We start from the raw sequence: 12,342 nt of genomic DNA on the forward strand, positions 1-12,342 counted from the left end.
ACAGATTGGCGCATCCAGTCCGTAGTACAAACCCTCATTCACCCCTTCCTCGTGCCAGGGCCTGGTATTGAAAGGGAGTTATGCCCGTGCTTAACTTAAACTGCCGGTGAAAATGCGAATTGTTTTTGTACCCGCACTCCAACCCTACCTGGCCAATACTCATGTCCGCATTGGTCAACAGTTTACGGGCGTGCCCAATCCGCAATTCATTCAGGTATTCAACAAATGTTTTTCGGGTGCGATTCTTAAAATAGCGGCAGAAAGCAGCTGGAGCCATGCCGGCAACAGACGCGATCTGTTCAATCCTGATTTCTTCCCGAAACTGACGTAGCACAAACTCCAGAACGCGCTTCATCCGCTCAGTATCAGCTGCCCCCGGCGCCAGTTGATACCCATCGCTCGCCAGTAGTTGCGCATCCTGATCGGCCGCCAGTAAGTCCAGAATGGCTAACAGACTCAATAACTGAGCTAACCCGGTCTGGTTTGGCAACTGCTCCAGTTTACCGGCAACGGATGCGCTCAGCGCTGGGCTGAAGCGTAATCCATACCGGGCGCGCTCAAATAACTCCCGCACAACAGCGGCTTCGGGAATCGACGCCAGGCCCCGTTCGATAAAAGTGATGGGAAACTGTACCACGACAGCTTCGGCCCTAAGGGTTGAACCGGGCTGGTAAAATTCATTATCGTTTCGCCAGAAATGGGGCAGGTCAGGACCCAGCAATACCAGATCGCCCGCCCCGAATGGCTCAACATGATCGCCAACAAAGCGTCGTCCATGACTTCTGACAATGTACGTCAGTTCATATTCCGGATGATAATGCCAGGGAGCATCAAAATAGAGTAGCTCGAACCGGCGGACCAGCAGCGAACTCTGCTCATTGAACATTACCTTCTCGAAGAGGGCCTTCATAAAAAATCTTATTTTAACACATCTGATGAGGCAAATACCATATGTAAATCAAAATTAGACATGAATTGGCAAAATCTATGCTAACAGAGCCGTGATTCACAACTTACTTTTGTTTCAGGTCATTCACCTAAACAATTCCCTGATGGAAGCTACCGTTGGTCGAAAAACGATGGTTAAAGAACTAACTGCCTCTTACACGATTGGACCTAAAACAATTGCTGCCTACCGCAAGAAAGGCTACGTAAAGTTGAAAGATGTACTTAGCCCGGCCGTACTGGAATACTACGGCACCATCATCACCGACTTGGTTTTCAAGCTCAACACCCTGATCAAACCCATGGACGAACGCACCACGTACGAACGGGCATTTCTTCAGATCATGAACTTGTGGCGTGAAGACGACCGGGCCAGGGAATTTGTGTTCTCCAGACGGCTTGCCAAAATTGCAACCGATCTAATGGGAGTCAGGGGCGTTCGAATTTACCACGACCAGGCCTTGTATAAGGAACCATCGGGCGGTATTACACCCTGGCACACCGATCAGTTCTACTGGCCTCTGGCATCGCCCAATACGGTTACGGTTTGGATTCCGCTTCAGCCAACGCCCATGACCATGGGTCCGCTGGCCTTTGCCGAAGGAAGTCAGCAGGTTGAGATCGGACGCGATATGGAGATCAGTGACACTAGCGAGAAAATCCTTGCCGATGAGTTACACAAGCGAAATTTCCCGATGAACGACACCCCATTCGATTTGGGTGAAGTAAGCTACCATGCCGGATGGACATTTCACCGGGCGGGCCCAAATGTTTCCGACCAGCCGCGCAAGGTCATGACGATGATTTATATGGATATGGATCAGGTTGTTGCGCAGCCCCGCAACAAATTTCAGGTGGCCGATCATGCCAAATGGCTCGCTAATGTGCCTGTTGGCAGTCACCCACAGGATGACCTGAATCCTATTTTATTCAGTTATTAATAAACAGCTTTCGTATTTTTACTGAGAAACCCCAGTGCAGACTGGGGTTTTCTTTTGTAGTTGGTCCGGAAATGGAAATATTTTCGTTCAATTGCTGTTCACCTACCAAACCATCACTTACCCAAAGCGGTATGAAATCAATTAGTACGCTCGTTGTGTGGCTGTTACTTCCCCTCGCTACGTTTGCTCAAATTATTAAACCAGTTTCCTGGACGTACAAGCCCGTTAAATCGTCGGTAAAGATTGGGGATGTTGTTGACGTACGTTTTACCGCTGCAATCAAAGACGGATACCACATTTATTCGTCCGATGTGAACCCTAAAATTGACGGCCCGTTGCCTACCGTCATCAAGTTTACGCCTAACAAGACGTACGAACTGGTTGGAAAAGTGAAGCCCGTCAGTAAGGTCGAAACCAAGTTCGAAGAAGTATTTGAAGGCGATACCTACCTGATGCACGGGCCTGCCCAATTCGTTCAGCGCGTTAAAATTTTAGCGGATAAGCCCGTCATTGAAGGAAATATTGATTATCAAGTCTGCACCGATAGTGATGGGCAGTGTATTCCAGGCGACGACGATTTTGCCATAACAGGCTTGTCCGTAGAAGGCTCAGCGGGTGACCAAACCGTCGCGGCTGCTTCGCCAAATACTACCTCGGCTATTACTCCACCAACAGCAGAAACGGTTGCATCAGACACGGCAACAGCCGCAGCGTTATCCGATGCAACGGAGCCAGTGGCCTCAGCCAGCACTACCGCGGCTAATGAACCAGACGTAATTGCCAATGAATCGGCTACAACCACAGATGGGTCGCTATGGAGTTTCATGCTGGCCGCTTTCCTGTCGGGCTTGGTGGCGCTGCTTACGCCCTGCGTATTCCCAATTATTCCCGCTACGGTCAGTTTCTTCACAAACCAGCAGGGGGGGCAATGGAAAGCTTTGTTATATGGCTTCTTTATCATTGCCATTTACGTACTCATCGGCACGGTGGTATCCCGGTTTAACGGTCCCGCATTCGCCAATTTCGTTAGTACGCACTGGCTTCCGAACCTTTTGTTTTTCGCCATCTTCTTTATTTTTGGTCTCTCTTTTCTGGGCCTTTTTGAGATTGTGCTCCCCAATTCGCTCATCAACCAGGCCGATGCCAAATCGGAGCAGGGCGGTATTGCCGGAATTTTTTTCATGGCTTTTACCCTGGTGCTGGTGTCATTTTCCTGCACAGGGCCCATTGTCGGTAGTCTGCTGGTTGCATCGGCCGGGGGCGAAGTAATCAAGCCCATTCTGGGTATGGCTGCCTTTTCGTCGGCTTTCGCTATTCCGTTTACGCTGTTTGCGGCTTTCCCGCAATGGCTGAAAAGCTTGCCCCGTTCGGGCGGATGGCTCAACTCGGTTAAAGTCGTGTTGGGCTTTCTGGAACTGGCGCTGGCGTTAAAATTTCTGAGTATCGCCGATCAGGTGTACCACTGGGGTCTCCTCGACCGTGAGGTATTTCTATCGCTCTGGATCGTTATCTTTGCACTGATCGGCTTTTACTTTCTGGGCAAAATTCGGTTGCCGCACGACAGCGAAACCAAATACATCAGCGTTCAGAAGTTACTCCTTGCCATCGCGACGCTCTCTTTCGTCGTCTACATGATTCCCGGTCTTTGGGGCGCTCCGTTAAAAGCGCTATCGGGCTACCTGCCTCCCGAAACGTCGCAGGATTTCAACCTGAACGACCGGCAGCTGGCAGCGCCATCGGCAAACAGCTTGACCGAAACACCAAAGTATGGCGATCTATTTCGCCTGCCACGCGGTTTACAGGGCTTTTTCGACTACAAGCAGGCGCTGGCCTATGCCAAAAAAGTAAACAAGCCCGTTTTTATTGATTTTACGGGGCACGGTTGCGTGAACTGCCGCGAAATGGAAGCCCGTGTCTGGTCAGACCCGGCAGTAAAGTCACGCCTACAGAATGACTTTGTTATTCTAGCCCTTTATGTTGACGATAAAACCGAATTGCCCCAAGCCGAGTGGTACACGTCCACGTATGACCAAAAAGTTAAGAAAACCATTGGCGCTCAAAACGCCGATTTACAGATCACGAAATTCAACAACAATGCTCAACCGCATTATTGCTTGGTCAATACGGATGGAAAACTACTGGTGTCTCCCAAAAACTATGATCGGGATGTAGCCCATTTCGTAACGTTTCTGGACTCCGGAAAGGCAAAATTTTAAGTACGTCAAGTAGGTAAATGTGAATAGCCTGACGTACTCTGAATTGGCTTTTTGTCGTGTCGACGCAGAAAACGGTTGCATGACAAAAAACAACTCAGTCTATTTTCTACCACTATTTCCCACGGCCCGTGTCTTCACGGGCCGTTTGTGCGTCAGCCGGATTTGCCTGACGGGTATATGGGCCCTGAAGATACAGAGAAAGGTGATTCTCTAAACCTATTGGCTGACGCGATTCTTATAAACCGTTCGTGTCAGTTTTAAGGAATTGACATCACTCGATCAACGATAATTCTCTATTCAAACGTTAATAGGGAAAACAGACGGACGAAAAACATTCCGCAACGAAAAGACCCGCCAGATACTAGCGGGTCTTTTGGTAATCAATAAAGTAATAGGGTGTTAAGCAGCCGTCTCAACGCGCACTGCCTGAGCCTGTACCAATTCCATATCTGGCTTCGATTGATCCGTTACAGCTACGCGACCACGCTCCTTACGAACGATGCGCGAGAAAAGCGAAATCTCCTGATCGAACAGAAAACGAAAGAACAGCTTTACGAACGATGTGTGATACTTTAGAGTATCATAATATTCTGGCGCGCTTTTCTTGATTTCGGGCAGTTTATTCCAGGGGATGGATGGGAAATCGTGGTGCTCATTGTGAAAACCTACATTCAGGTTAGGGCCATTAAGCGGGCCGTAGTAACTGTACGTTTCCTGTTCAGGATCAAGTGTCAGAAAGTGTTCCTGAATCCAACGGGCACCCAGCGGGTGGAAACCAACCGAGAAGAACAGGCAAAGAACCATAAAGGCCAGCGCCTTCCAGCCAAATAAGACCACGATTAAAACGTCGAAGGTAAGCTGAACGGCAAAGTTGATCATGACCCACTTATCGAACGTAGCCAGTTCTTTCATGCGGAGGGTGCGAATACCCTGAAAAATGGGAAACAGCAGCAACCAGATAGCTTTACCAATGGCGTAGTTCTTGATCAATTTAGCTTCATACCAATCGGGCAAGTCGGCATCCAGTTCGTGAACACCCTGAAAAGCATGGTGCTTGATGTGAAAGTTTTTGAACGTCAGCGCCGTAGGAAATACAGTCGGCAGGTTAGCAAAAATTCCCGTCCACATGTTGGCTTCCGGCTTGCGGAAAATCAGGTTATGGGCTGCTTCGTGAATGCACACAAATAGGGTATGCGCCGGGAAAGCCCCAATAAACCAGGCCGTTGCGACGACAATCCACCACGATTGATCACGCACCAGATAAGCCAGACCCGTCATCAGAACAACACAGCCCAAGGTAACCCAAAACGTAGTCGGGTTCTTTTGCCCAATCAGTTTTTTGATTTCGGGATGTGATTTCAGGATTTGTCGGGTACGAATGCGGTGCGGCTCGGAAGCGGTCGAACGAACAAAATCAGTTTGCATTGTCATAAATTGAGTGTCGCCAATACAGATTCGGTAAATAACGAGAAGTAAAATTAACACAATTCCCTATCGAATACCTACTCATGCGGCCAAAATTCCCTTATTTTAACGGCATTCTCATGCCAAACAAGAAAGGCGAAGTCAACAGACTCCGCCTTTACTGATTCAGGTTGATTCAATGAATAATACGTTGTGAATGGTAGGGGTAACTTATTAATAACCGATTGGGAACGAGTAACCCAGCGACAAAGCCACACCCCGGTTACGAACGTTGACGTTAATAACGGGTACCTGCACCTGCCGGGTGAAGCCTTGGGTGTATCGCCCTTCGATGAAGAACTTGCCAGTACCGGCATCCATCGACAAACCCAGCCCCCCAACGGCACCAACATCCCAACGATTCATCATACCGCCGTAATTGACGTCTACATCGTAAGGGCGGGTTGTGAAGAGCGCCGACGCTCGGGTACGGATGCGGCCATCAACCGCATAACTTACGGCTGGCCCAGCGATTAGATAGGGCTGCACAGCGCCGTCGGTCAAATTAACTTTAAACAGCAAGGGGACTTCAATATGCTGTGACTGGTAGGCGATGGTTGCCCCAAGTGGCAGGGAAAAACCACCCAGATTGAGATCAAATCCTTCTTTTATGGCTATGCCTTTTTGCACATAAGCCACTTCAGGACGAAACGACACCCGGTCACTCAAGGGAATGTCCAGAAACAGCGCACCAGTCGGGCCTACGGATGAATGAAAAGCGGGGGCCAGGCTACCCAGGTAGTCGGGTTTAGAAGCAAAGCCCCAGTTGGCACCACCCCGGATACCGATCTGAACCTGAGCAAAAGAAGTTTGAGTTGCAAATACGCCAAGCAGGGCGATGATACCGGCAAGCACAATTCGTTTCATGGTTGTATAGAAAAGCTGATTGGAAAAAGGTAAACCTGAACTTGATTGTGTATACTGTCGGCTATAGGCAGTTGGTTTTAACGACGAATTTGATGGTTAGAGGGGGTAGCTATTCAAAGGATTAATGCCGTTCTGCTTTTTTTCAAATAATTTTTGGGAAGGAGGGTGGCAGACCAGCTTAACCCGTTCTTTTTCGCTGTGACTGAGCCAATTGTATTTTTAGTTGAAAACATTGTAGATGGCTTGTAACTTTACCCATGTACGCGCGACTCCTACCTTACTAATGAAGTACATAAAGCCTACTAAATTTAGCTACTTACCAACGTTCCTGATGCCTCTGGATATCTTCGGCTTATTCGAATGCGATCCGTTTGGCAACTCACTGGTAATTAGGCGACTGATCATTGCGCTGGTAGGCTGGCTAACCTACGCCCGGTACACGGTGGTAAACCGGATTCAAATACAGGGAACGGAAAATCTGGAGAACCTGCCCATCAACAACGTCTTGTTCCTGTCGAATCACCAGACTTATTTTGCCGATGTTATCGCCTTCTTTCACATTTTCTGTGCGGTGAAATGGGGGTTTCAGAACACGATGCTGCCGCCGGTCTATTTGCTTGGCCCCAGAGCACGGCAGTATTATGTAGCCGCTTCGGAAACGATGAACAAAGGTATTGTGCCGCGGGTTTTTGCGGCCGGAGGAGCCCTCACCATTGAACGCTCCTGGCGGGCAGAAGGACGTGAGGTACAGCGGGCCGTCGATAACACGGCGAATGAGAAGATTGCCCGGGCGCTGGCGCATGGGTGGGTGGTCAGCTTTCCGCAGGGAACGACAACACCCTTTGCCCCCGTCCGGAAAGGAACCGGTCACCTGATCAAGAATAACGAACCTATTGTGGTACCAGTCGTCATTAACGGGTTCCGGCGGGCCTTCGATAAGAAAGGATTACGATTTAAAAAGCGCAATACGCTTCTTACGGTTCAGTTTAAAGCTCCCCTCCAGTTTGGACCCGATGATACAGTAGACGATATCGTCGCTAAAGTTCGCCATGCCATTGAGCAGGACGCGCCAGAGTGGGTGCAATGATTTACGGTTTGAGGCTGGCGGACGCACGAGTGCTGCTTTCGCAGGTACATGGGCGCGTCAGCCAGCCACAAACTTAGTAGCATAAACCGTGTATTGCTTACAGAATCCAGCGAAAGAAAATATAGAGGGTGAACGACAGCAGTACCGACACAGGTAGCGTGAGTACCCAGGCCAGTGCAATGTTTCTGATGGTGCCGGCTTGCAGGTTTTTAACTCCTTTGTTGGCCACCATACTACCAGCAATACCGGACGAAAGAACGTGCGTAGTGCTAACAGGCAATTTCAGGCCGGAAGCCAGACCGATCATCAGGGCAGCAACCAGCTCAGCCGAGGCTCCCTGTGCATAGGTCAGGTGTTGTTTACCAATCTTCTCCCCTACCGTTACCACAATCCGGCGCCAGCCAATCATGGTACCAAGACCCAGCGAGAGGGCAATCATCAAAATTACCCAAAGTGGTGCGTAATCTGTAAACCGGCGCAAACCCGTTTCTTCACCCAGGTTTGCCTTCAGTTGCGTTAACTGGGCAGCACTTAGGTTCGACCCTTCGTCTTCGATAATCTTTTTTACGTTGCTGTTGATTAGCAACAGGTCACTGCGTACTTCCAGCCGCTTCTCTTTTGGAATTTTGTTATCAACGAGTGGCCCATTCACCAAGCTGCTTAACTCAGCCAGTTCAGCATTTGTCTGCCCCAGACGAACACGGTTAGCCGACGACAGATGCGTTGAGTCAACAGCACCCATCGTTCGTTGAATGGTTGCGATGTTTGTCTGCATCAAACGCGGATCCAGGTCTGATTTGACGGCGAAATGGTAAGGCACAATACCGATCAGAATTAACATAATCAGGCCAACTCCTTTCTGCCCGTCATTACTGCCATGGAAAAAGCTCACCAGTGAACAGGTGGCAATCAGTACTGACCGAATCCAGGTAGGTGGCTCCGTGTTTTTCTTCGGTTCTTTAAAAAGCTGATCTTTCGCTTCTTCCGGCACGGACCGACGCAGGATAAACATCAGCACAATGGCCAGGCTAAACCCAAGCAAAGGCGACAGCAGCAGGGCATAGCCCGTTTCAATGGCTTTCTCCCAGTTTACGGCAGCCCCCGTTTTGTTTTCGGGCATAGTAGCAAATGCCAGCCCGACGCCAAGAATAGATCCGATTAAGGTATGTGAACTTGAGCTAGGCAAGCCAAAATACCAGGTTCCGAGATTCCAGATGATAGCACTTAGCAGAAGAGCCAGCACCATAGCCACACTATGGTACACGTTCTGATCGACCAGCAGTTCCACTGGAAGCAGGTTTACAATACCCATGGCAACCCCAATTCCACCCAATAGAACACCCGTGAAGTTGCAAATTCCCGACCATACAACAGCATAGGTCGGCTTTAGCGAATTGGTGTAGATGACGGTGGCAACGGCATTGGCCGTATCGTGGAAACCATTAACAAACTCGAAGGCACAGGCAGCGAAGAGGCTGATAAAAAGGAGGATAAAAACATCCGTTTCTAATCCAAACATAAGCGGAGTATCTTCTGTAAGAAAGCAAACGGTGGGTCCGTAAGCTGATGAATGCTACAAAAGTACATGAAACTGCCCAGAGCCGTATTACCAAATTGTTAAGCAACGCGGTAACACGACGCCACTCAAGCCAAATTCGAATAGGTCCTAATTTGACCGGAAAGACCGTCATTCAAAAGAAATAAGACGCAAGCCTGCGTCTCTACTTTTTACCAGCCAGTTGTCCACAGGCAGCATCAATATCTTTGCCACGGCTCCGGCGGACATTCACCGTTACGCCTTTATTTTCCAGAAAACCGGCAAATTTATCCAGCGTTTGTGGGTCAGTATTCTTGAAACTGGCCTCCGCAATGGGGTTATATTCGATGATATTTATCTTGGCTGGCACCCGCTTCGTAAACTTCCAAAGTTCCTGAGCGTCCTGCAGCGTATCATTGAAATTGTAGAAGAGTATGTACTCAAACGTAATCCGGGTACCTGTCTTTTTGTAGAAATAGGTGAGTGCATCGCCTAAAACTTCCAGCGTATTGCTTTCGTTAATAGGCATGATCTGATCGCGCTTCAGGTCGTTTGCTGCGTGGAGCGACAAGGCCAGGTTGAATTTCACCTCATCATCGCCGAGTTGCCGGATCATCTTGGCAATCCCCGCCGTTGACACGGTAATTCGCCGGGGTGACATTCCCAGGCCGTCGGGTGACGTAATGCGATCAACCGACTCCAGCACATTTTTATAGTTGAGCAACGGTTCGCCCATGCCCATGTACACGATATTTGTCAGGGGTGCATCGTAGTTTTCTTTGGCCTGCCGGTCAATGGCCACAACCTGGTCATAAATTTCGGCAGCATCGAGGTTGCGCTTCCGATCCATATAACCCGTTGCGCAGAACTTACAGGTAAGCGAGCAACCTACTTGGCTCGATACGCAGGCAGTCATTCGGTCTAGGTCATCGGTACGCAGGGCCGGTATCAAAACGCCTTCAACCAGGTTACCATCGAACAGACGAAACGACGACTTAATCGTTCCGTCGTTGCTCCGCTGCTGTTGATCGACGGTTAGCGGCCGAATGTCAAAATGCTCGTTTAACAACTCTCTCGTGGGCAGCGATAAATTAGTCATCTGCTCAAACGAAGTTGCCGATTTTTTCCAGAGCCATTCGTGCACCTGTTTGGCTCGAAATCCCTGCTGGTTATTAGCGGTAAACCAATCTTTTAACTGAACAGCGGTCAGTTTACGAATATCTTGTTTCATTTGTTCAATGAGTGAATGAGTGAGTGATAGAATGACTGAATAGTACCGGATGATATTCTATAAATCAATCATTCTATCATTCACTCATTAATGTCAGCTCGCCACTTCTTTCCTGCATCCAGTCCCTTTGGCACCCAGATCGCAGCTTTGTCCATTACTTTCGGCGCTATTGGCCTGATATAGGGATAAATAAGGGCGGTTTCGGTTTGGCGGGCAGGCATTTTGACGCCCATATAGCTGAACAACCAAAGGATAACACTAATTCCAAAAACCCATGTAAAAAGACCAACTGCGGCACCCGCCACGCTGTCGAATGTACCTAATACAGAGTACTTAAGCGATCGACGAATGGCAAAACCCATCTGGTTTATCATGACCACTGTCGGAAAAAATATGACAGAGAAGCCCATCCAGGGCAGAATTTTACGGGCAATCTCCCGGCTGATGTATGGACTAAGCAAGTCGATTCCAAACGCCAGAAATTTAAACCCCACAATCATGGCTACCACAAAGGCAATGACCGCCACGATCTCTACCAGCAGACCTTTTCGGTAGCCGTTGTAAGCGCCCCAGGCAAGGGGAACGAGCATTAATAAATCGAGGGTGTTCAACGAGTAAAGAGCGAAAGAGTGAAAGAGCAAAAGAGTGAAAAGCTTAATCGCTCTTTTGCTCTTTCACTCTTTCACTTATTGTAAAAGCTGTTTCACCATAGCCGAAATGGCTTTTCCATCGGCCTGGCCCGCCAATTCTTTGGACGCTACGCCCATCACTTTTCCTAAATCGGAGGGAACCGAAGCACCAAGGCGGGTCATGATAGCCTGTAGTTTCGTCTTCAGTTCGTCTTCTGACAACTGCTTGGGCAGATATTGTTCGATGATCGCAATTTCAGCTTCCTCTACGGCCAGCAGGTCAGACCGGTTTTGCTGCCGATAAATATCAGCGGAGTCTTTGCGCTGCTTCACCGCTTTGGTTAGAATCTTGGTCTCTTCTTCGGGCTTCAACTCGCCGGACTGGCCTTCTTTAGTTTCTTCGAGCAGAATCATGGACTTTACAGCCCGTAACGCACGCAGTTTATCCTGATTTTTTGCCAGCATGGCCTGCTTAATATCGGCGTCTATTTGTTGTTTTAGCGACATGGTTTAATGAGTAAAAGAGTAAAAGAGTGAATGAGCGACAAAAAATCAATGAACCTTCACTGTTTAGGCAAAGTTACGAAGTCAGACAACGTTATTCACTTTACCCAGGCGTATAGCTTCACACTTTCGCTCATTCACTCTTTCGCTCATTAAGAAGCATGACCCGTTTAAGCGTTAACATCAACAAGATCGCCACCATTCGTAATGCGCGGGGCGGTAATAATCCCAACCTTGTCAACGTCGCTCTCGACTGCGAACGCTTCGGTGCCCAAGGGATCACGGTTCATCCACGCCCCGATGAACGGCATATCCGGTACCAGGATGTGCTGGATTTACGCGATGTCGTAACAACCGAATTCAATATTGAAGGCAACCCGGACGAACACTTTATCGAATTGGTTAAGCGGGTAAAACCGGCGCAGGTAACCCTTGTTCCGGATGCAGTCGATGCCATTACGTCCAATGCGGGCTGGGATACCATTCGCCATGCCGATCATCTTCGGTATCTGGTCGAAACGTTTCAGGCGGATGGGATTCGTGTATCCATTTTCGTTGATGCCGATGAGCGCATGGTCGAAGGCGCAAAAGCCGTTGGTACGGACCGCATCGAATTGTATACCGAACCGTATGCCGCTCACTACGAAGCCAATCCGGAAGCGGCCGTTGAACCGTTTGTTCGGGCTGCCAAACGCGCCATCAAGCTAGGATTGGGCTTGAACGCGGGGCACGATCTGAGTCTGGAAAACCTGCGTTTTTTTAACGAGCAGGTACCCGGATTAGAAGAAGTTTCGATTGGTCACGCGCTTATCTCCGATGCCCTTTACTACGGTCTGGAGAATACCATTCAGATGTACTTGCGCTGCCTGGATAACTCCGAAAGAGCAGTAGGATAGCCTTATTCTGTCTTCAATAGATTAC

Annotated in this window: 11 protein-coding genes; 4 read left to right on the forward strand and 7 right to left on the reverse strand. The window is 49.0% G+C overall.

From position 1 onward, the window contains the following. Nucleotides 1–34: 34 nt before the first annotated feature. Nucleotides 35–910: an AraC family transcriptional regulator gene (locus ACYU87_RS16015; RefSeq protein ID WP_461135087.1), complete on the reverse strand. Its 876-nt coding sequence runs from the start codon at nucleotides 908–910 to the stop codon at nucleotides 35–37. A gap of 169 nt (nucleotides 911–1,079) precedes the next feature. On the opposite strand from ACYU87_RS16015, the gene ACYU87_RS16020 reads away from it, so the two are divergent. Together ACYU87_RS16020 and ACYU87_RS16025 are read left to right on the forward strand one after the other, a co-directional pair. Continuing rightward, nucleotides 1,080–1,886 (forward strand): phytanoyl-CoA dioxygenase family protein, encoded by an 807-nt coding sequence (locus tag ACYU87_RS16020; protein ID WP_461135360.1) that lies wholly within the window; start codon nucleotides 1,080–1,082, stop codon nucleotides 1,884–1,886. Nucleotides 1,887–2,017: 131 nt separating this feature from the next. Next, nucleotides 2,018–4,102, forward strand: a complete 2,085-nt coding sequence (locus ACYU87_RS16025; protein ID WP_461135088.1) for a protein-disulfide reductase DsbD family protein — start codon at nucleotides 2,018–2,020, stop codon at nucleotides 4,100–4,102. Nucleotides 4,103–4,501: 399 nt separating this feature from the next. On the opposite strand, the gene ACYU87_RS16030 is transcribed toward ACYU87_RS16025, so the two are convergent. Both ACYU87_RS16030 and ACYU87_RS16035 read right to left on the reverse strand, forming a co-directional pair. After that, nucleotides 4,502–5,533, reverse strand: coding sequence for a fatty acid desaturase (locus tag ACYU87_RS16030; protein ID WP_461135089.1), 1,032 nt, complete (start codon nucleotides 5,531–5,533; stop codon nucleotides 4,502–4,504). Nucleotides 5,534–5,740: 207 nt separating this feature from the next. After that, a complete protein-coding gene (locus ACYU87_RS16035) occupies nucleotides 5,741–6,433 on the reverse strand; it encodes a porin family protein (RefSeq protein WP_461135090.1) in 693 nt (230 codons plus the stop codon). Between the two features lie 283 nt (nucleotides 6,434–6,716). Between ACYU87_RS16035 and ACYU87_RS16040 the strand changes: the two genes are divergently transcribed. Next, on the forward strand, nucleotides 6,717–7,520 hold the full coding sequence (locus tag ACYU87_RS16040) for a lysophospholipid acyltransferase family protein (protein ID WP_461135091.1): 804 nt from the start codon (nucleotides 6,717–6,719) through the stop codon (nucleotides 7,518–7,520). Nucleotides 7,521–7,617: 97 nt separating this feature from the next. On the opposite strand, the gene ACYU87_RS16045 is transcribed toward ACYU87_RS16040, so the two are convergent. The 4 genes from ACYU87_RS16045 to ACYU87_RS16060 form a co-directional block, all read right to left on the reverse strand. Further along, the gene (locus ACYU87_RS16045) at nucleotides 7,618–9,039 is read right to left on the reverse strand and encodes an inorganic phosphate transporter (protein ID WP_461135092.1); all 1,422 of its coding nucleotides are present in this window, start codon (nucleotides 9,037–9,039) and stop codon (nucleotides 7,618–7,620) included. A 202-nt stretch (nucleotides 9,040–9,241) separates the two neighbouring features. Beyond that, the gene (rlmN, locus tag ACYU87_RS16050; RefSeq protein WP_461135093.1) at nucleotides 9,242–10,288 is read right to left on the reverse strand and encodes a dual-specificity RNA methyltransferase RlmN; all 1,047 of its coding nucleotides are present in this window, start codon (nucleotides 10,286–10,288) and stop codon (nucleotides 9,242–9,244) included. Nucleotides 10,289–10,368: 80 nt separating this feature from the next. Next, nucleotides 10,369–10,878, reverse strand: a complete 510-nt coding sequence (locus ACYU87_RS16055; protein ID WP_461135094.1) for a CvpA family protein — start codon at nucleotides 10,876–10,878, stop codon at nucleotides 10,369–10,371. 96 nt (nucleotides 10,879–10,974) lie between these two features. Next, nucleotides 10,975–11,424 (reverse strand): GatB/YqeY domain-containing protein, encoded by a 450-nt coding sequence (locus tag ACYU87_RS16060; protein WP_461135095.1) that lies wholly within the window; start codon nucleotides 11,422–11,424, stop codon nucleotides 10,975–10,977. 158 nt (nucleotides 11,425–11,582) lie between these two features. Between ACYU87_RS16060 and ACYU87_RS16065 the strand changes: the two genes are divergently transcribed. Then, the gene (locus ACYU87_RS16065) at nucleotides 11,583–12,317 is read left to right on the forward strand and encodes a pyridoxine 5'-phosphate synthase (protein ID WP_461135096.1); all 735 of its coding nucleotides are present in this window, start codon (nucleotides 11,583–11,585) and stop codon (nucleotides 12,315–12,317) included. Nucleotides 12,318–12,342: the final 25 nt, after the last annotated feature.

The organism is Spirosoma lituiforme, assembly GCF_054776635.1.